Genomic DNA, 18,751 nt, shown 5'->3' with positions numbered 1-18,751 from the left:
CGTTGTTGCTGTTGCTTACTTCAGGCTGATGGTGGTGTTGACGCCATGACCCAGCGTCTCGTCATCGAACCAGCGCGAGGTGATCGTCTTGGTCTGGGTGTAGAACATCACCACCTGCTTGCCGTACGGGCCCAGGTCGCCGAGCTTGGAGGCACGCGAACCGGTGAACGAGAACAGCGGCACCGGCACCGGGATCGGCACGTTGATGCCGACCTGGCCGACGTCGATGTCTTCCTGGAACTTGCGGGCGGCTGCGCCGGACTGGGTGAACAGCGCGGTGCCGTTGCCGTTCGGGTTGGCGTTGATCAGTTCGATGGCGTCTTCCAGCGTGTCCGCTTCCAGGATCACCAGCACCGGCCCGAAGATTTCTTCGTCGTACACGCGCATGCCCGGCTTGACGCCGGCGAAGATGGTCGGGCCAACGAAGTTGCCCTTTTCGAAGCCATCGACCTGCGGATTGCGGCCGTCGAGCACCAGCTTGGCGCCCTGCTCCACGCCCGAGGCGATCAGGCCTTCGACTCGCTCACGCGCGGCGCAGGAGATCACCGGGCCGACATCGGTACCGGCCACGCTGCCACCGCTGACCTTCAGCGTCTTGGCCTTGGCCACCAGGTCCGGCACCCACTCGCGCGCTTCGCCGACCAGCACCAGGGTGGAGGCGGCCATGCAGCGCTGGCCTGCCGCACCGAAGGCGGCACCGACCATCGCGTTGAGGCTCTGTTCCTTGTTGGCGTCCGGCAGCACCACGGCGTGGTTCTTGGCGCCCATCATGCACTGCACGCGCTTGCCGGCCAGCGAGGCGCGGTTGTACACGTGGGTGCCGACGCGGGTGGAACCCACGAACGACACGGCCTTGATGTCCGGGTGATCGCAGATCGCGTTGACCACGTCTTCGCCACCGTGGACGACGTTCAGCACACCCTTGGGGATGCCGGCTTCCAGCGCCAGTTCGACCAGGCGCATGGTGACCATCGGGTCCTGTTCGGACGGCTTGAGGATGAAGGTGTTGCCGGTGGCGATGGCCATCGGGAACATCCACAGCGGAATCATCGCCGGGAAGTTGAACGGGGTGATGCCCGCGCACACGCCGAGCGGCTGCAGCAGGGTGTAGGTGTCCACGCCGTTGGCCACGTTGTTGGCCAGCTCACCCAGCTGCAGGTTGCCGATCGCGGCGGCGTGCTCGACCACTTCCAGGCCGCGGAACACATCGCCCTCGGCATCGGGCACGGTCTTGCCCTGCTCGGCGCTGAGGATGTGGGCCAGCTCGCTCATGTTCTCGCGGATCAGCTGCTGGTACTTCAGGAAGATGCGCGCGCGGGTGCCGATCGGGGTCTTGCGCCAGGTCTTGAACGCTTCCTTGGCCGAGGCGACGGCGGCGTCGACTTCGCTGGGGGTCGCGAACGGGACCTGGGCCAGGACGTCCTGGGTGGCCGGATTGACCACGTTCTGCCAATGCGAGCTGGCCGATTCGATGAACTGGCCATCGATCAACATGCGGATACGGGGCGCTACAACAGTCATGGACAATCCCGGCGGGTCGAAAGTTGTTGGCATTATTCACAGTGCCACCCTCGATTTCCGGCCTGTATGCGCTTAATCTGGCCAATGCCCGCTACGATTCTTGTTAATTCTGTGAATAGCCAGCCCGTCCAACGCCAGATCGGCCTGCGCCTGCTCAAGCTGCGCGAGCAGCGTGGCTACAGCCAGCTGGCGCTGGCCAAGGCCCTGGGGCTGTCGGCCAGCTACCTGAACCAGATCGAGCGCAACAAGCGGCCGCTGACCCCGGCGGTGCAGGCCAAGCTGCGCGAGGTGCTGGGTGACGTCAGCGAGCTGTTCGAAGTGGATGACCCCGGCGCGCTGCAGGAATCGCTGGGCGAGACCCTTCGCGATCTCGGTCTGGCCGATGTCAGCAGCACCGAGCTGCGCGCGATGGCCGGCAACCTGCCGCAGATCAGCCGCGCCCTGCTCGACCTGCACCGCCGCCACCTGATGCTGCGCGAGCACGCCGCCGCGCTGGAGTTCCAGCTGGGCGATGTGCATGCCGGGCAGGCGCTGCCGGCGGGTGACCAGGTCCGCGACTTCTTCAACCGCATGCACAACCACATCCCGGAGCTGGACGAGCTGGCCGAGCAGCTGTTCGGCGAATGGGGGCTGGTGGCCGGGCACGTGGCGCCGCGCCTGCGCCAGCTGCTGGCCGACCGCCATGGCGTGCTGGTGGAAGTGGGGCCGCTGCAGGCCGGGCGCGAGAAGCGCGTCTACGATGGCGGCAGCCGCACCTTGTGGCTGCCCGATTACCTGGAGCCGGGCCAGCAGGCGTTCCAGATGGCGGCCGAGCTGGCCCTGCTCGGGTATGCGGCGCAGATCGATGCGGTAATCGCACGCGCGGGGTTCGGCGAAGCGGAGCAGATCGCGCAGGCGCGGATCGGCATGTCCAACTACTTCGCCGGCGCGCTGGTGATGCCGTATGCGCAGTTCCTGCGCGCGGCCGAGCACAGCGCGTACGACATCGATGCCCTGGCCCACCGTTTCGGCGTGGGCTTCGAGGCGGTCTGCCACCGCTTGAGCACGCTGGCCCGGCGTAGTGCACCGGGCCTGCCGTTCTTCTTCATCCGCGTGGACCGCGCCGGCAATGTCTCCAAACGGCACTCGGCCACCGACTTCCACTTCTCGCAGGTGGGCGGCTCGTGCCCGCTGTGGATCGTGTACGAGGCCTTCAACCAGCCGGGGCGCGTACTGACCCAGACCGCACGCATGCCCGACGGGCGCCGACACTTCTGGCTGGCACGGCAGGTGAGCAGCGGCCCGATCGGGCATGGCCAGCCACGCAAGACCTTCGCCGTGGCGCTGGGCTGCGATCTGCAGCATGCCGAGCGGTTGATCTACACACGTGGGCTGGATATCCAGAGCCCGGGCAACTCGGTCTCGATCGGCCCGGGCTGCCGGGTGTGCCCGCGCGAAGACTGCATGCAGCGCGCGTTCCCGCAGCTGCCGGGACGCGGCTGATGCGGCCGTACCGCTCTAATCCCAGTAGACGGTAAACACCTGGGCACCGGCTGCAGGCACCGGCGCAGCAGCGTGCTGACCATACGGCCACCCCACCGTGGCACCGTCCGATTCCAGACCCTCCAGCCATGACAGCACGGTGGGCTCATCGGCCGAGGTGAGAATGTGGATGTTCTCCGCCGCCGGCCATTCGTCGTCGCTGTCGAGCGCCTCACCCCAGCCTTGATGCAGGCCGACGTATACGCCCTGCACCTCCGGCCTGGCGGCAATGGCCTGGAAGTGCGCGTGCAGGTCGCGGATCGCCGGACGGCCATAGCCCCACTGGTTCGGCGCGATCGATTCCTCCTGATCGTTGCCGACGAAGTACGCCTCCAGCGGCACCACCGGCAGATGGTCGGGATCGAGGGTATCGAGGTGTTCCAGGGTCTGCAGCAAAACCTGACGCGGCGTCATGTCGTTCCTTCCGGTTGCGTACGGTGCGAAGGCGAGCATAGCCGCTGGCCATGCGCAGCTGCCATCCAACAGCGCGCTCATCCGCAGGGTGGCGTGGCGCCATGTCTCAGTAGATCGGCGTCACTTTCATCTGCGGCAGCGGCCGTGGCGCACCGTCGGTAAGGTCCGGCCCGAGGTCTTCCCAGATCTGGCCCTGTTCGACCATGTGCCGCCACAACTGCTGCGATTCGCGGCGTTTGTCTTCCGAGCTCAGGCGGTAGGAGGGCGGTACCGGCGAGCCGGTGGCCACACTTTGATACGCATCCGAGTACGCCGCCACCCGCTGCGCGGGGTCGTCGGTGCGCGCCACATCCAGCGTGTAGCGCTGGTAGGCCGAGGCCAGGTTGCGCCACCGGATCCAGTAGTGATTGGCGAACGAGAAATCGCAGAAGCGCTCGCCGGCAATGCTGCCCTTGTCGGCGATGCGGCTGAGCACGGCCTGTGGCATGTCCAGGTTCATGCCGCCTTCGTCGCCCTCCAGCGCCACATGCACGATGCGGTCACGGTAGCCCGGCGCGCGGGCCTGCAGCACATCGCGCCAGTTCTGCATGGTCGAGACGATCGAGAACAGAAAGCCGGACATCTCCGCGGCGGCCAGCGGCTGCGCGATGGACTGGTAGGTACGCTGCCAGCCATGGCGGTTCTCGGTCGGCAGGAAGACCGCCTTCTCCGCCCGCGCATGCGCATCGCCGTGGGCCAGCACGCTGACCGCCTCGGCGTGGCGCGGATACACCAGATTGATGCCGAAGGTCGGCCAGCGCGGCAGCGCGGCGTCGAACAGATGGATCGGGAAGTTGCTGCTGATCCCGCCATCGGAGAACCAGCACACACGGAACGCGGTGATCACCGGGCCACAGCTCTGGCCACCACTGGTGAGCCCTTCCATGCTGTCGGCCACGTTGGTGTTGTCGCGTCGGGGCTCGGCATCGGCGACCGGCGCGCAGCGGCGCTCACGGCGGGCCGGCTCATGCAGCGGCACCGCGCTGATTAGCAGCGGGAAGCTCAGGCTCATGCGCGTGGCGACCAGCACCGGCAGATCCTCGCCATCGACCAGACGATAGTAATTGCGCCCATCGACCCGCTCCGGTGCGCCAGCGCGCGCGACCAGCCACGCGACCACGCTGGCCGGAAACAGCTGCGCGAATTCCTCGCGCAGGAACCAGAAGTGCGCCGCGTTGAACGGCAGGGTGCGCGGCTCACTGTGCGAGATGCAGGTGGTGATCATCTGCAGCGTGATCGCGTGCGCGCCGCGGGGCTCGCCGGGATAACGTGGTGCGGCATGCAGATCCCCGAAGGTCAATGGCTGGTCATCCGGCTTGCCGGCCAATGCCTGCAGCCGGGTGTGCAGCCAATCGGTCAGCGCCGGTGAGGAGGCACTCGGCTGGGTGCTGCCATTGCACAGGCCGAGCAGGTTGCGGCGCGCCACGCGCGCCACGCGCAGCGCCGAGGCCAGCACACCGGCCCCGTAGGCGCACAGCAGCGAGGGCAGCAATGTCGCCCAGATGCCGTCGATGCCACCGGCCAGGTATCCGATCCCGAGCAGGCCGGCCAGCGAGACCAGCAGTTCCAGCGGCGCAATCGCGAATACCGCGGCGAGCAGGCAGGCGATCTTGCGCAGCAGGCCGGCTTTGCCGGTGAGCATCACCAGCAGGCGATACGCGGTACGCGCGCCATACGCCGGCTGGAACAGGCTGTGGATGAAGCCCTGCCGCGACAGCTGCGCCGAGACCTCGGCCAGCCCGGGAAAGCCCACCGCGTCCGCCACCGGTTCACCCGCGTGGCGACGCCGATCGCCCAGCGCGGCCGCAGCGGCGACGGCGGCGGCAATCGCGCCGGCCGAGGTGCCGCCGATGCTCTTGAAGCGGTACTCGCGGGCCAGCGACAGCACCGCATTGGGATACACGATGCCGCTGGTGATGCCGCCCTTCATGACCAGATCGCAGTACTTGTCCGCCACGTTGCCGCCCTCTGTCCGCCCGTGCGCGGCCGATCCACGCACCCTCCTCGCCTGTCCCTGCAACGATGCAGGGGCCAAGAAGTTCGATGACGACAGTATCGCCTGCGCGCTTCTCAGGGCCTGAGAAGCGCGGCACGGAACGGCTTATTCGGCCTTGCCGGACTGCGGCACGCGCCGCACCTGGGAGAGGTCGTAGCCCAGTGCGGCGATACGGGTCATGGCGGCTTGATAGTCGGCATCGGAGATGGTCGGGGTACGGGCCATGAGCCACATGTAGTCGCGCTTGCTGCGGCCGACGATGGTCTGCTGGTACTCCGGATCCAGGTCCACGATCACGTATTCGGCCTGGATCGGCCAGATGAACTGCATCCCCCAGATGGCGCCACCGGTGCCTTCCTTGACCGTGCCGATCGGGTGCATGGTCTTCACCGGTGCCTGGAAGCTGCCCTTGCGATAACGGAAGGTGGTCTGGATACGGCCGTCCGGGCGCAGTGCATAGGATTCCACCGCGTCGAACGCTTCGCGCTCGGGCCGGCTGGGAATATGTGCGATCACGTACCAGTCGCCCATGAAGCGCGGCACATCGACATGCGCCACCGGCGGGATCGGGCGGGTGTTGCCGCTGCAGCCGCCGAGCATCATGCCGACGACCAGCAAAGGGATGAGAGCACGGATCGACATGACGGCTTGCTCCAGTAACGTGGGGTGATCACGGTCGGTTGAACAGGTAGTGGGCGACCTGCCATTGCTGGCCCTGCTGGTAGCCGAACAGCTCTGCGCAGGCCATCCAGAACATGCGCCAGCGCTGGTGCCACAGCGCGGCAGAGGCATCGCCGTAGGTTTGACGCAGCACGGCCATCACCGCGTCTTTCTCGCGATCCTGATTGGCCAGCCAGTGATTGGCGGTGCGCTCGTAGTGGGTGCCATCGAGCAGCCAGCGCTGCTGCAGCTGCAGGTGCTGCTGGAAGAACAGCAGCGTATCGGCCGCGGGCATCAGGCCACCGGTGAAGAAGTGGCGGCCCATCCAGTTGTCGTCGCCCTCGGTCTCGAACGGGTACATCAGCGTGCGGTGCACGAAGATATGCACGAACAGCTTCCCCTCCGGCCGCAGCCAGCGGTGGATGCGCTGCAGCAGCTGCGGGTAGTTGCGCATGTGCTCGAACATCTCGATGGAGACACAGCGGTCGAAGGTCTCCGCATCCAGCATCAGATGATTCACATCACGGGTCAGCACGGTGACGTTGATCAGGCCACGTGCACGGCACTGCCCCAGGATGTACTCGCGCTGGCTGTTGGAGTTGGAGACGGCGGTGATCTGCGCGTTCGGGTAGCGCTCGGCCATCCACAGCGTCAGCGACCCCCAGCCGCAGCCCAGCTCCAGGATGTGTTGCCCATCGGCCAGCTGCGCGCGCTCGCCGTACAGCGCGAGCATCGCCTCTTCGGCTTCGTCCAGCGTTTCAGTGCCGGTGGCGTAGTAGCAGCTGCTGTACTTCAGGCGCTTGCCCAGGCAGCGATGGAAGAATTCTGCCGGCACTTCGTAGTGCTGGCGATTGGCCGCATCCACATGCAGCGCCACCGCGCTGCTGGCCAGCCCGGCAATGCGCGCGGCAAAGCGCTGCGACTGCACCTGCTGGCCGCCCGCAAGCTCTTCGCGCAGGCGCTGCTCGCACTGGCGGCGGATGCCCAGCCGCAACAGCGCATCGGGCAGCAGCCCGCGTTCGGCCAGGCCGGTCAGGCCCGGCGCGTAGTCCGGCAGCGGAAGGCGGTCACTGGCGACATTCATGGGGAAGACTCCTTGCGGGCGTGCGACGAGCGGGAGGGGAACCAGGGAAACAGCATCGGCGTGGTGCGCTGGTACTCCCGGTAGTCCTCACCGCGCGAGCGCAGCGCCTGCGCCTCGGTGAAGGGAATGCCGCTGACCCAGCGCAGGAATACGTACATCACCAGCGGGCCGGCCCAGGCCAGCCACCACAACGGCGACTGCACGGCCAGCAGCACGTAGGTGAACCAGTGCAGCCATTCGAAGAAATAGTTGGGGTGCCGCGAGTAGCGCCACAGCCCGTCCCGGCAGGTCTTGCCCTTGTTCGCCGGATTCGCGCGGAAGCGCGCCAGCTGGCGGTCGGCGATGGATTCACCGCCCACGCTCAGCAGCCACATCGCCACCGCCGCGAGCAGCCAGCCCCAGCCCTGCGGTTGCGGATTGACCGACACGGCCACGAACGGCAGCGCGAACAGCACGATCAGCAGGGCCTGGAACTGGAAAAAGCCGAAGATCTTTCCCTGATGGCCGTTCCAATGCTTGCGCAGGTGCTGGTAGCGACCATCCTCGGGCTCGCTGCGCACGCGGTGCCACAGGTGCAGCGCCAGCCGTGAACCCCACAGACCGCCCAGCACCGCCAGCGCGATCCTCGGCATCGCCGCGCCATCGCCGAGCAGTGCCAGCAACAGGGCAGACGCGCCCACACCCTTGGCCCAGAGCACATCGACCACGCCGATGTTCTGGTGCCGGCGTTGCCACCACCAGCCCCAGGTCATGATCACGGCGGCATACAGCCACACCACCCACAGCATCTTCATCGTGTCTCTCCAGGAGCGAGTGTGGTCAGGGGTGCCGTGCGGCTCTGCCAATGACGGGCGCAGGCGGCCAGCAGCGGCAGCGCGACCGCCCAGCCGAGGCCGAGCAGCAGCACGCCGTGCCACGGCGGTGCGGTGAAGACCACCGAGGACCAGCCCCGTGCGGCGGACAGGTACGCCAACGGGGCCAACAGCAGGCCGACCAGCGCAGCAGCAATCAGGTGCCGCTGCAGCACCGCGAACGACACCGTCAGCGTCATCGCGAAGGCGGCCCACAGGGCAAGAATCCAGACCGGGGCGATCCACGCGGGATCGTTGCCGGCCGCGTACGTCACCCACCCGGAGGCACCCGCCAGCCCATCCACGACCAGGCCGCACCCGACCGCCACCAGCAGGAGCCTGACCTCCACCGAGGGCTGCGCCGACCACGCCAGCTGGCTGCCTACATACACGGCCGCTGCCACCAGCGCGGGCCAGCGCAGCCCATGAGCGGCACCGATCACGGCGCACAGCCAGACCAGCTGGTTGCCGATCACGTTGGCCCAGAAACGTGGCACCTCAGCCCTCCGCCGCGATCAGCGCGGGCCGGTAGCCCGGGCGCGCCATCAGCAGGTGCGAAACGCCGATGGAGCGCTCCAGGAAGCCCCCTTCGCAGTACGCCAGATAGAACTCCCACAGACGGATGAAGCGTGCATCGAAGCCCAGCGCGCGCACTGCCGGCAGCTGGGCCAGGAAGCGCTGGCGCCACGCGCGCAGCGTGAGCGCATAGGACGGGCCGAAATCATGCTGGCCGATCAGCTGCAGGTCGCTGCTGCGGGTCTTGGCCGCAACGATCGCGTTGATCGAGGGGATGAAGCTGCCGGGGAACACGAAGCGCTTGATGTAGTCGACGCTGCGCCGGGCCTGCTCGTAACGCTGGTCTTCGATGGTGATGGCCTGCAGCAGCGCCAAACCATCGTCCTTGAGCAGGCGGGTGAGCGTGGCGAAGTAGGTGTCCAGGTACTGCGCACCGATCGCCTCGATCATCTCGATGGAGACCAGCTTGTCGTACTGGCCCTCCAGATCGCGGTAGTCCTTGAGCAGCAGGGTCACCTTGTCCTGCAGGCCGGCCGCCTCCACCCGCTGCTTGGCCAGCGTGTACTGCTCGACCGAGATGGTGGTGGTGGTGACGTGGCAACCGATGTGCCGCGCCGCGTATAGCGCGAAGCCGCCCCAGCCGGTGCCGATCTCGACCACGCGATCGGCGGCGGTGAGCTGCAGCTGCTCGCAGATGCGCGCGAGTTTGCGCTCGGAGGCTGCCTCCAGCGTGTCGTCTGGGCTCGCATACAGCGCCGAGGAGTACATCAGGTCGCCGGACAGGAACAGCGAGAAGAACGGGTTGCCCAGATCGTAGTGCGCGGCGATGTTGCGGCGGCTGCCTTCGCGCGTGTTGCGGCGCAGCCGGTTCCAGCCTTTCAGCAGCCAGCCGCCGAGGCGTGCCGGGCCGCGCTCCATGCCATCGAGCAGATCCCGGTTGCGTACCAGCAGCTGCACCAGCGCGACCAGGTCATCGCAGCGCCAGTCACCGCGGATGTAGGCCTCGCCCGCACCGACACTGCCCTGCGCGGCCACCGCGCGATAGAAGCCGGGATCATCCACCCAGACCGTCACCTGTGGCGTGGCCTGTGGATCACCGATCAGCACATCGCCGAGCGCATCGCGCAGGCGCAGATGGCCGCCGCGCAGCGGGGCGAGCTGCGCCAGCAGGCGCCCGCGCAGGAACCCTTCAAGGGCGGATGGCTGCGGCAGGGCCACCGCGCGGGTCATGTCGTTCATGGGGATTTCCCGGCAAGAGAAGGATGGTCATGGACGGGGTTGCGCTTGAGCCACAGGCGCAGCGCCTGCCAGTGGATCGCGGCTACCACCTTGAGGGTCATCAGCGGGTAGCGCAGCAGCACGCCGGCCAGGCCACGCCCGGTGAGCGGATGGCGCTGCATCACCAGATCGGCATCGAACTGGCACACCCCCTCGCGCCAGACCTGCATGTGCACGTGCAGGTCCTCGCCAGGCGCGGTGAAGCGCCAGCGGTACTCGCAGTCCATCTGCATGAAGGGCGACACGTGGAACTGCTTATCGAACGACCAGCACAGCGCGCGGCCGTGGGCATCGGCCTGCGCCACCGGCAGCACGTAGGCGTGGCGCTCCTTCCACGGCGTATTGGTGATCTCCGCCACGATGCTGTCCAGCGTGGTGCCGTCGGCGGCATAGCAGTAGTAGAAGCTCACCGGATTGAACACATGGCCGGCGTAGCGCGGATGCGTCAGCAGGCGGATCGGCCCGGTCGGCGCACGCCCCAGCGCCTGCGTGATGCGGGCGCGCACCGCATCGGCCAGCGGCTGATCGGGCGCGCCGAGATAATCGCTGCGGCGGAACTCCACCACGTTGCGGCGGCCGACCGACCACAACCAGCGCCGCGCGAACAGGCGCGGCAGTTCGTCCAGGTCCAGCAACAGCTGCGCGATCGGATAGCCGAACGCGTGCGCGTGTGGTGCGTGGCGCCGGTGGCGCATCCAGCCACGGTAGATCGCACTGGCGGTCATGCCGGCAGTGCCTCGGCCAGCGGCCAGTAAGACTCCGCATCCAGCGCCTGCAGCGCATCGACCACGCGCCGCGCACTGCGGATGCCGTCTTCGTGGAAGCCCCAGCCCCAGTAGGCGCCGGCGAACCAGGTACGGCGATGGCCCTGGATCTCCGCCCAGCGCTGCTGTGCCCGCACCATCGCGTGATCGTGCACCGGGTGGGCGTACTGCAGGCGACGCAGCACGGTGGCCGGATCGATCGCACTGCTGCGGTTGAGGGTGACCACCAAGGGCGTGGGCGTATCGATGCCCTGCAGCAGGTTCATGCAGTAGCTCACCGTGCACGGCGCCAGCGGATCGCGCGGCACGTGCGCGTTCCAGGCGGCCCAGGCCTTGCGGTCCCGCGGCAGCAGGCTGGCATCGGTATGCAGCACCACCTCGTTGGGCTGGTACCGGATCGCACCCAGCACCGCACGCTCGGTGAGATCGGCATCGGACAGCAAGGCCAGGGCCTGATCGCTGTGGCAGGCCAGCACCAGCTGGTCGAAGCCCTCCAGCCCGGCAGCACTGTGCACGCGCACGCCATGCTCGTGGCGCTCCACCCCGAACACCGGGCACTCCAGCCGCTCGCGGACCTGCCAGCGACTGCGCAGCGCCTCGACATACCGTGCCGAACCGCCCTGCACCACCCGCCACGGCGCGCGCCCGGTCATCTGCAGCATCTGGTGGTTGGCCATGAACTGCACCAGGTAGCGCGCGGGGAAGGCGGCCAGGCTGGCCGTGGGCGAAGACCACAACGCCGAGGCCATCGGCAGCAGGTGCTCGTCGATGAAGGTGCGGCCATAGCGGCCCTTGGCCAGGAACTCACCCAGCGAAGGGCCGTCGTCTTCGCGCTCCAGCAGCGCCGGCGCCTCGCGGTAGAACCGGCGCAGATCGCGCAGCATTCCCCAGAAGCGCGGCGAGACCAGATTGCGGCGCTGGCAGAACAGCGTATCCAGCGAGGTCGCGTTGTACTCCAGCCCGCTGCGCTCGCTGTGCACCGAGAAACTCATCGTGGTCGGCTGCGAGGCGACGCCCAGCTCCTCGAACAGCCCGGTAAGCAGCGGGTAGTGCGCGGGGTTGAACACGATGAAGCCGGTGTCCACCGCGTGTGTGCGGCCATCGACCTCCACCTCGTGCGTATGGGTGTGGCCCCCCAGGTAGTCATTGGCTTCGAACAGCGTCACTTCGTGCTGCTGGCTCAGCCACCACGCACTGGAGAGGCCGGCGATGCCCGATCCGATCACGGCGATACGCATGTCAGTGCTCCGCCTTGGCCAGCACCCAGGCCGGCACGGGTTTGAGATCACGCACCAGCCCCAGCGCGGCCATCGCACGCAGGCCATACCAGGTGACATCCACTTCCCACCAGTAGAAGCCCTGGCGCGCGGTGCCCGGGAAGAAGTGGTGGTTGTTGTGCCAGCCCTCACCGAAGGTCAGCAGGGCAAGCCACAGGTTGTTGCGGCTGTCGTCTCCGGTGTTGAAGCGCTGGCGGCCGAAGCGGTGCGCCAGCGAGTTGATCGTCACCGTGGCGTGGAACAGCACCACGGTGGAAATGAAGAAACCCCACACCAGCATCTGCCCGCCGCTGGTGCCCCACGACGGCGCGATACGCTCCAGCAGGGCACCCAGGCCGAACAGGGCAGCGGCCAGCGCGACCGGCACCAGGGTGTCGAAACGGTCCAACCAGCGCAGCTCGGGATACCTGGCCAGGTCGGGAATGCGCGACCAGTCGGTGCGGAAACCTTCCACCGTGAGGAACCAGCCCATGTGGCTCCACCAGAAGCCATGCACCGACGGCGAATGCGGATCGGCGGCGGTGTCGGTGTGGCGGTGATGATTGCGGTGATGCGCGGCCCACCACAGTGGCCCGCGCTGCACGCTGGAGGCGCCGATCAGCGCGAAGATGAACTGCACGGCGCGCGAGGTGCGGAACGTGCGGTGCGAGAAGTAGCGATGGTAAAAGGCGGTGATTGCGAACATGCGCACCGCGTACAACCCCACCGCCACACCCACCGCGACCCAGGAGACACCCACCCAGATCACCGCCAGGCAGGCCAGGTGCATCGCCGCGAAGGAGATCGCCCGCACCCAGTCCACGCGCTGCGGCTCGCCTGCCGGGGCTGCCGCATCCGTGCTGGTGTCGAACCAGCGCAGCAGCGTGGCCCAGCGGCGTCGCGGTGCGGTGCGTCCTGCGTCCGGGGTGGGGCTGACCGACATGACTCGCTTCTCCTGAGGCGTTAACAGGAGATACGGGAGCGGGCCGCGTTTGGATGCACGGATCCGGAAAAAAACGCCGGGCAGGTGCGGTTACAGGTTGGCGATGTCGCCCTTGGCGATGATCGGACCGGTCGGAACGCCCTGCGGCGCACCGGTCGCCGGTTCCAGCGTGATCGCCAGCACCGAGCCGTTCACAAGCGCATCACGCAACGTGTCCGGTACGGCAACCGTGTGTGCGCGATCGATGGAGACCAGGCCAAGCGAACGCGGTTCGCCGCCGGCCGGGATCAGCCACAGTTCCGGCGCACGCCCGGCCGCATCGGCTGCGGCCGGGACCGGCACCATCAGCACCTTGCCCTGGGCCTTATCGACCGAAGCCAGCCAGCCCGGCGTGCCGTCGTCGTGCAGCAGCGGGGTGACCGGCTTGGTCGCCTGCTCCGGCTCGGCCGGAAGCGGTGGCGTGGTCGGCGTGACTGCCACCGGCGTGGGCGAAGGGGCCGGCGGCTCCAGATCGCGGCGACTGAACACCGCTACCAGTGCCAAGGCGGCGGCCAACGCGGTCATGCCCTGCCAGAAACCAGTGCGCTGCCAGAGCCGTGGCGAGGCAGTGCTCACCGACGGCCAGCCCAGCGACGTCCGGATGCGCGGCCACAGATGCGCGGGAACCGCTTCGCTGCCCAGTGACTCCAGCAGCGGCGCAAGGCGGTTCTCCCATTGGGTCACCAGCCGGGCGAAGCCGGGATCACCCGCGATCCGCCGCTCAACAGCGGCGCGCTGGGTGGCATCGAGTACGCCGAGCACGTATTCGCCGGCCAGGATGTCGGCGCTCGGCGGTTCGCCGTCGTCCTGCAGATCATGGAGGTCGCGCACGTTCATCGTTCCAGGCACACCCGAAGCTGGCCCAGCCCGCGGCGGATCCAGCTTTTCACCGAGCCCAGCGGCGAGCCGATGCGGCGCGCGAGTTCTTCATAGCTGGCGCCATCAAGGAAGGCCAGCCGGATCAGCGAGCGGCGGCGCGGCTCCAGTGTTTCCAGGCAGTCCTGCAGGCGCTCGTGATCCGAGGCCTGCTCGGCCACCTGGGCCGGCTGCGGCGCGAAATCGGGCAGTTCCTCGGCCACCGACAGATCATCCAGCGCCCGCGGCGGCGCCGCCCGCAGGCGATCGATCGCGCGGTGGCGCGCCATCATCGACAGCCAGGTCATGGCCGCCGCCTTGGCGCGGTCGAACTGCCCCGCCTTGTGCCAGACCGTCGTGAAGACGTCCTGCAGGACCTCTTCGGCATCACCGCGGTCGCGCAGTACCTGCAGGCAGATCGCGAACAGGCGTCCGGACGCCAGCTGATAGACCGACTCGAACGCCTGGCGATCGCCGCCGGCGACCCGGACCAGCAGTTCGTCCAGGCGGTGTGATGCAGCGGCGGCGGCGTCCAGCTCGGGCATTGCAGGCTCAATGTCGATAACGGGCGTCCCGGCATCCTCGTTGCTCCAGCCGCTGTCCGCAAGGGGGCGCTCAGGCACCGCATGTCTTCACCAACGGCTGCGTGCGCGCAGCGGACACCTCGGCCGCAGACGTGGCGACCGGTGCGGCCGGAAACTCGACCCGCACCTGCGGGTACGTGCCCTTCTCATCGCGGACGTTGCCGGTGCCGGTGAACTGCAGCAGGCGCTGATCGGCCGTGGCATAGACCAAGGTGACAGCCGGCACCGCGAAGCCGAACCACGCATCCAGCTTCATCTGCAGCTGCTCGGCCGGCTGGCCCTGCCAGCTCACCGCGGCGGTGCGCTGCAACTTCAGCGTCACCAGGCGCTGGCGGCTGGGCAGCAGGAACTGGAATGCCACGCTCTGTCCGGCCTGCAACGCGGCCCAATGGCTGCGTACAGCCGCGTCGAAACCGGCATCGACGACCGCCCCCGAGGGGAGGGTGATGGCGCGACTGAAGGTGGGGGCCTGGGCGCTGGCGCGGACCGATACCTGGCGGGTAGCGGCATTGCCGCGCACCCCTTCCTGATAGCCATCGCGGCCATCGTCCAGGGTGAAATCCGGTGTCTGCGGGCTGCCCTGCGGCGTCATCCACTTGCGCGCGAACGGGCGGCCGTCACTGCAGCGGTACAGGACCAGCCGCGACTGCGCACTCGCCGGCCCCTGCAGCCAATGCGTCTCGCGATACAGCAGGCGGCCATCGGCGGTGGCGTACGCGCGGCCTTCCTGACGCTGCACGGTCTGATCGGCGGCACTTACGGGGGCGGCGCTCACCGACAGCAGCAGGATCAGGCAGGGCAAGGGCTGGCGCATGGGGGTCCAAACGGGCGGGCTTGCAGGGAGATACGCAGGCGGCGGTGGTTTGGATGCAGTGGGCGGATCGCGCAGACGACTTGACCATCGCCCGCCTTCGGCCTACCTTGTGCTCGCCGAAGGTATCCATCGCTTCATGCAGATGAAGGGATGGATTTAAACGGGAATCCGGTGAAGGCGCCTCGCGCGCCCATTCCGGAGCTGCCCCGCAGCGGTGAATGGAAACGACACCTGCCAACAGCACTGGGCCCTGGGGCCTGGGAAGCGGCAGGGAGTAGGTGGGCGCCCGCGCCCGTGTCCATCAGCCCGAATACCGGCCCCGGCCGGAGGACATGACCGTCCTCCGATTCGACCTGGAACGTCCGCGGGGAGGTTGCCGGGGCCTGCCGCCATGCCGCCTGCATGGCGCTGCCCCCGTGCGCCCGCTTCACGGCATCCGGTTCGCCCGCGGGGGCGAAGGTCGCTGGCGGGGCGGAACGGGCTGCAAGGCCCCGGACGGCGCGCGGTTCCTTCGTTCCTCAATGCCCCTACGCAATGAGGACACGTTCCAATGACCACTGTTACCAACCTGGGTTTTCCGCGCATCGGCGCCAAGCGCGAACTCAAGCGCGCGCTCGAAGCCTTCTGGTCCGGCGAAAGCAGCGCCGCGTCGCTGCAGGACACCGCGGCCGAGCTGCGTGAACGCCACTGGCAGCTGCAGCGCGAGGCCGGCGTGGATGTGCCGCCGAGCAACGACTTCAGCCTGTACGACCAGGTGCTGGATGCCGCCTTCCTGTTCGATGCGATCCCGGCCCGTTACCGCGCGCTTGCCGATGCCGAGCCGCTGAGCGGCTACTTCGCGATGGCGCGTGGCCTGCAGCGCGATGGCATCGACCTGCATGCGCTGGAGATGACCAAGTGGTTCGACACCAACTACCACTACCTGGTGCCCGAGCTGCAGGCCGGCCAGACCTTCACGGTGCGCGGCGACAAGCCGCTGGCCGAATACCGCCAGGCCAAGGCGCTGGGGATCGAAACCCGGCCGGTGCTGATCGGGCCGGTCACGTTCCTGCGGTTGTCCAAGACCACCGATGGCAGCAACGCGCTGGATCTGCTCGATGCGCTGCTGCCGGTGTATGTGCAGTTGCTTGCCGAGCTCAAGGCGGCCGGCGCGGCGTGGGTGCAGCTGGATGAGCCACTGCTGGTGCAGGATCTGGATGAGGCCACCCGCGCCGCGTTCGAACATGCCTATGCGGTGCTGGCCAAGGCTACGCGCCCCAAGGTGCTGGTGGCGACGTACTTCGGTGCGCTGGAAGACAACCTCACGCTGGCCGCCTCGCTGCCGGTCGATGGCCTGCATGTGGATCTGGTCCGCGCGCCGGAGCAACTCGATGCGGTGATCAAGGCGCTGCCGGCCGGTCGCGTGCTGTCAGCCGGCCTGGTCAACGGCCGCAACATCTGGCGCACCCATCTGGACAACGCGCTGGTGCTGGCGCGCTACGCCCACGGTCACGTGGGCAGCGATGCGCTGTGGCTGGCGCCATCGTGTTCGCTGCTGCATACGCCGGTCGATCTGGACCACGAAAAGAAGCTCGATGACGAACTGCGCAGCTGGCTGGCGTTCTCCAGGCAGAAGCTCGGCGAGCTGCGCGTGCTGGCCGATGCGATCGATGCACCGGCGCGGGCCGAAGCGCCGCTCGCCCATTCGCGCGAATGCATCGAATCGCGCCGTCGTTCGCCGCGCGTGCACAACCCGGCCGTCGCCGCGCGCCTGGCCGCGCTGACCCCGGCCGATGCACAGCGCCACAGCCGCTATCCGCAGCGCCACCTGGCCCAGGCCGCCGCGCTGAAACTGCCGCGCTTCCCGACCACCACGATCGGTTCATTCCCGCAGACGCTGGAGGTCCGTGAGGCGCGTGCCCGCAACAAATCCGGCAAGCTCTCCGATGCGGATTACGATGCCTTCCTGGCCACCCAGACCGAACACTGTGTGCGCGTGCAGGAGCAGATCGGGCTGGACGTACTGGTGCACGGCGAGTTCGAACGCAACGACATGGTCGAGTACTTCGGCGAGCAGCTCGACGGCTTCGCTTTCACCAAGAACGGTTGGGTGCAGAGCTACGGCTCGCGCTGCGTGAAGCCGCCGGTGATCTTCGGCGATGTGACCCGTCCGCAGCCGATGACGGTGCGCTGGTCGCAGTACGCGCAGTCGCTCACCCAGCTGCCGATGAAGGGCATGCTGACCGGCCCGGTGACGGTGCTGCAGTGGTCGTTCGTGCGCGATGACCAGTCCCGTGCGGACACCTGCCGCCAGATCGCGCTGGCGCTGCGCGATGAAGTGACCGACCTGGAAGCGGCCGGCATCGGCGTGATCCAGATCGACGAGCCGGCGATCCGCGAAGGCCTGCCGCTGCGCCGCGCGCAATGGCGCGACTACCTGGACTGGGCGGTGGAAGCGTTCCGGATCAGTGCCAGCGGCGTGCGCGATGCGACCCAGATCCACACCCACATGTGCTACTCCGAGTTCAACGACATCATCCACTCGGTGGCCGCGATGGATGCGGACGTGATCTCGATCGAGACCTCGCGCTCGCGCATGGAACTGCTGGATGCCTTCGTGCGTTTCCAGTATCCCAACGAGATCGGCCCGGGCGTGTATGACATCCATTCCCCGCGCGTGCCGGACAAGGCCGAGATGCTGGCACTGCTGCGCAAAGCCGCCGAAGTGCTGCGCCCGGAGCAGATCTGGGTCAACCCGGACTGCGGCCTGAAGACCCGTGGCTGGCCGGAAACCCGTGCCGCGCTGGAAGCGCTGGTGGCCGCCGCGCGCGAACTGCGTGAGGAAACGGCAGACGCCAACGCCGCGTGATGGACCCTTTGTAGACCGCCCCAAGGACCCCATCGCCGCCGTTGCCGGCGGTGGGGTCGACGAGAAACGCATGAAACCGCATGACCTGACGCCGATCGACCGCCCTACCCTCTCTTTGCCCGACGGGCACACCAAACTGCTGCTGCATTCGTGCTGCGCGCCGTGCTCGGGCGAGGTCATGGAAGCGATCACCGCCTCCGGCATCGACTACACGATCTTCTTCTACAACCCCAACATCCACCCGGTGAAGGAATACGAACTGCGCAAGCAGGAGAACATCCGCTTCGCCGAGAAACATGGCGTGCCGTTCGTCGACGCCGACTACGACACCGACAACTGGTTCTCGCGCGCCCGCGGCATGGAGAACGAGCCCGAGCGCGGCATCCGCTGCACGATGTGCTTCGATATGCGCTTCGTGCGCACCGCGCTGTATGCGCACGAGAACGGCTTTGCGGTGATCAGCAGCTCGCTGGGCATCTCACGCTGGAAGGACATGAACCAGATCAACGACTGCGGCCACCGTGCCGCCGCACACTATCCGGGCATCCAGTATTGGGATTACAACTGGCGCAAGGGCGGCGGTGCCGCGCGGATGGTGGAGATCAGCAAGCGCGAGCAGTTCTACCAGCAGGAGTACTGCGGCTGCGTGTACTCCTTGCGTGACGCCAACCGCCACCGCCGCGAGACCGGCCGCGAGCGCATCAAACTGGGCGTGCTGTATTACGGCGATGGCACCTCCAGGCAGGGCGACGCCGACTGACCGTTGCG

17 protein-coding genes and 1 riboswitch are annotated in these 18,751 nt (G+C 67.7%); of the genes, 3 read left to right on the top strand and 14 right to left on the bottom strand.

The window, feature by feature from the left end:
* Window positions 1-15: 15 nt before the first annotated feature.
* A complete protein-coding gene (locus ACTT2I_RS19235) occupies window positions 16-1,521 on the bottom strand; it encodes a CoA-acylating methylmalonate-semialdehyde dehydrogenase (protein WP_421100122.1) in 1,506 nt (501 codons plus the stop codon).
* Window positions 1,522-1,632: 111 nt separating this feature from the next.
* Between ACTT2I_RS19235 and ACTT2I_RS19230 the strand changes: the two genes are divergently transcribed.
* On the top strand, window positions 1,633-3,003 hold the full coding sequence (locus ACTT2I_RS19230; RefSeq protein WP_421100121.1) for a helix-turn-helix domain-containing protein: 1,371 nt from the start codon (window positions 1,633-1,635) through the stop codon (window positions 3,001-3,003).
* A gap of 15 nt (window positions 3,004-3,018) precedes the next feature.
* On the opposite strand, the gene ACTT2I_RS19225 is transcribed toward ACTT2I_RS19230, so the two are convergent.
* The 13 genes from ACTT2I_RS19225 to ACTT2I_RS19165 all read right to left on the bottom strand — a co-directional run bounded on the left by ACTT2I_RS19225 (window position 3,019) and on the right by ACTT2I_RS19165 (window position 15,135).
* Complete coding sequence (locus ACTT2I_RS19225) at window positions 3,019-3,456, bottom strand: hypothetical protein (RefSeq protein WP_088432486.1); 438 nt, start codon at window positions 3,454-3,456, stop codon at window positions 3,019-3,021.
* 106 nt (window positions 3,457-3,562) lie between these two features.
* Entirely contained in the window at window positions 3,563-5,452 is a 1,890-nt protein-coding gene (locus tag ACTT2I_RS19220; RefSeq protein WP_421100120.1) for an RpoH suppressor, read from the bottom strand.
* Window positions 5,453-5,596: 144 nt separating this feature from the next.
* The gene (locus ACTT2I_RS19215) at window positions 5,597-6,133 is read right to left on the bottom strand and encodes a lipocalin family protein (protein ID WP_293985007.1); all 537 of its coding nucleotides are present in this window, start codon (window positions 6,131-6,133) and stop codon (window positions 5,597-5,599) included.
* Window positions 6,134-6,161: 28 nt separating this feature from the next.
* The gene (locus ACTT2I_RS19210; RefSeq protein ID WP_421100119.1) at window positions 6,162-7,235 is read right to left on the bottom strand and encodes a class I SAM-dependent methyltransferase; all 1,074 of its coding nucleotides are present in this window, start codon (window positions 7,233-7,235) and stop codon (window positions 6,162-6,164) included.
* A complete protein-coding gene (locus ACTT2I_RS19205; RefSeq protein WP_421100118.1) occupies window positions 7,232-8,029 on the bottom strand; it encodes a DUF1295 domain-containing protein in 798 nt (265 codons plus the stop codon). The genes ACTT2I_RS19210 and ACTT2I_RS19205 overlap by 4 nt, the downstream gene beginning before the upstream one ends.
* Window positions 8,026-8,583 (bottom strand): DUF2878 domain-containing protein, encoded by a 558-nt coding sequence (locus tag ACTT2I_RS19200; RefSeq protein ID WP_421100117.1) that lies wholly within the window; start codon window positions 8,581-8,583, stop codon window positions 8,026-8,028. The genes ACTT2I_RS19205 and ACTT2I_RS19200 overlap by 4 nt, the downstream gene beginning before the upstream one ends.
* A gap of 1 nt (window position 8,584) precedes the next feature.
* The gene (locus ACTT2I_RS19195) at window positions 8,585-9,841 is read right to left on the bottom strand and encodes a class I SAM-dependent methyltransferase (protein ID WP_421100116.1); all 1,257 of its coding nucleotides are present in this window, start codon (window positions 9,839-9,841) and stop codon (window positions 8,585-8,587) included.
* Window positions 9,838-10,605, bottom strand: a complete 768-nt coding sequence (locus tag ACTT2I_RS19190; protein ID WP_421100115.1) for a DUF1365 domain-containing protein — start codon at window positions 10,603-10,605, stop codon at window positions 9,838-9,840. The genes ACTT2I_RS19195 and ACTT2I_RS19190 overlap by 4 nt, the downstream gene beginning before the upstream one ends.
* A complete protein-coding gene (locus ACTT2I_RS19185; protein ID WP_293985019.1) occupies window positions 10,602-11,882 on the bottom strand; it encodes an NAD(P)/FAD-dependent oxidoreductase in 1,281 nt (426 codons plus the stop codon). Before ACTT2I_RS19185 ends, ACTT2I_RS19190 begins: the two co-directional genes overlap by 4 nt.
* A gap of 1 nt (window position 11,883) precedes the next feature.
* Window positions 11,884-12,843, bottom strand: coding sequence for an acyl-CoA desaturase (locus ACTT2I_RS19180; protein WP_421100114.1), 960 nt, complete (start codon window positions 12,841-12,843; stop codon window positions 11,884-11,886).
* Window positions 12,844-12,933: 90 nt separating this feature from the next.
* On the bottom strand, window positions 12,934-13,719 hold the full coding sequence (locus ACTT2I_RS19175; protein WP_421100113.1) for an anti-sigma factor: 786 nt from the start codon (window positions 13,717-13,719) through the stop codon (window positions 12,934-12,936).
* Complete coding sequence (locus ACTT2I_RS19170) at window positions 13,716-14,282, bottom strand: sigma-70 family RNA polymerase sigma factor (protein WP_421100112.1); 567 nt, start codon at window positions 14,280-14,282, stop codon at window positions 13,716-13,718. The genes ACTT2I_RS19175 and ACTT2I_RS19170 overlap by 4 nt, the downstream gene beginning before the upstream one ends.
* Window positions 14,283-14,352: 70 nt before the next feature.
* Window positions 14,353-15,135, bottom strand: coding sequence for a hypothetical protein (locus ACTT2I_RS19165; RefSeq protein WP_421100111.1), 783 nt, complete (start codon window positions 15,133-15,135; stop codon window positions 14,353-14,355).
* 102 nt (window positions 15,136-15,237) lie between these two features.
* Window positions 15,238-15,471, top strand: a riboswitch (cobalamin riboswitch).
* A 214-nt stretch (window positions 15,472-15,685) separates the two neighbouring features.
* On the opposite strand from ACTT2I_RS19165, the gene metE reads away from it, so the two are divergent.
* Together metE and ACTT2I_RS19155 are read left to right on the top strand one after the other, a co-directional pair.
* On the top strand, window positions 15,686-17,983 hold the full coding sequence (gene metE, locus ACTT2I_RS19160; protein WP_421100110.1) for a 5-methyltetrahydropteroyltriglutamate--homocysteine S-methyltransferase: 2,298 nt from the start codon (window positions 15,686-15,688) through the stop codon (window positions 17,981-17,983).
* Between the two features lie 70 nt (window positions 17,984-18,053).
* Entirely contained in the window at window positions 18,054-18,743 is a 690-nt protein-coding gene (locus ACTT2I_RS19155; protein ID WP_421100109.1) for an epoxyqueuosine reductase QueH, read from the top strand.
* Window positions 18,744-18,751 lie beyond the last annotated feature (8 nt).

Source organism: Stenotrophomonas sp. PUT21, from assembly GCF_052232875.1.
GTDB lineage: Bacteria > Pseudomonadota > Gammaproteobacteria > Xanthomonadales > Xanthomonadaceae > Stenotrophomonas > Stenotrophomonas maltophilia_N.
This window is presented reverse-complemented; position numbering and strand designations above follow the sequence as displayed.

Coding starts and splice junctions, on each gene's coding strand:
- ACTT2I_RS19235 (WP_421100122.1), bottom strand. CDS start 1,521: ATGACTGTTGTAGCGCCCCGTATCCGCATGTTGATCGATGGCCAGTTC.
- ACTT2I_RS19225 (WP_088432486.1), bottom strand. CDS start 3,456: ATGACGCCGCGTCAGGTTTTGCTGCAGACCCTGGAACACCTCGATACC.
- ACTT2I_RS19215 (WP_293985007.1), bottom strand. CDS start 6,133: ATGTCGATCCGTGCTCTCATCCCTTTGCTGGTCGTCGGCATGATGCTC.
- ACTT2I_RS19210 (WP_421100119.1), bottom strand. CDS start 7,235: ATGAATGTCGCCAGTGACCGCCTTCCGCTGCCGGACTACGCGCCGGGC.
- ACTT2I_RS19205 (WP_421100118.1), bottom strand. CDS start 8,029: ATGAAGATGCTGTGGGTGGTGTGGCTGTATGCCGCCGTGATCATGACC.
- ACTT2I_RS19195 (WP_421100116.1), bottom strand. CDS start 9,841: ATGAACGACATGACCCGCGCGGTGGCCCTGCCGCAGCCATCCGCCCTT.
- ACTT2I_RS19190 (WP_421100115.1), bottom strand. CDS start 10,605: ATGACCGCCAGTGCGATCTACCGTGGCTGGATGCGCCACCGGCGCCAC.
- ACTT2I_RS19185 (WP_293985019.1), bottom strand. CDS start 11,882: ATGCGTATCGCCGTGATCGGATCGGGCATCGCCGGCCTCTCCAGTGCG.
- ACTT2I_RS19180 (WP_421100114.1), bottom strand. CDS start 12,843: ATGTCGGTCAGCCCCACCCCGGACGCAGGACGCACCGCACCGCGACGC.
- ACTT2I_RS19175 (WP_421100113.1), bottom strand. CDS start 13,719: ATGAACGTGCGCGACCTCCATGATCTGCAGGACGACGGCGAACCGCCG.
- ACTT2I_RS19170 (WP_421100112.1), bottom strand. CDS start 14,282: ATGCCCGAGCTGGACGCCGCCGCCGCTGCATCACACCGCCTGGACGAA.
- ACTT2I_RS19165 (WP_421100111.1), bottom strand. CDS start 15,135: ATGCGCCAGCCCTTGCCCTGCCTGATCCTGCTGCTGTCGGTGAGCGCC.
- metE (WP_421100110.1), top strand. CDS start 15,686: ATGACCACTGTTACCAACCTGGGTTTTCCGCGCATCGGCGCCAAGCGC.
- ACTT2I_RS19155 (WP_421100109.1), top strand. CDS start 18,054: ATGAAACCGCATGACCTGACGCCGATCGACCGCCCTACCCTCTCTTTG.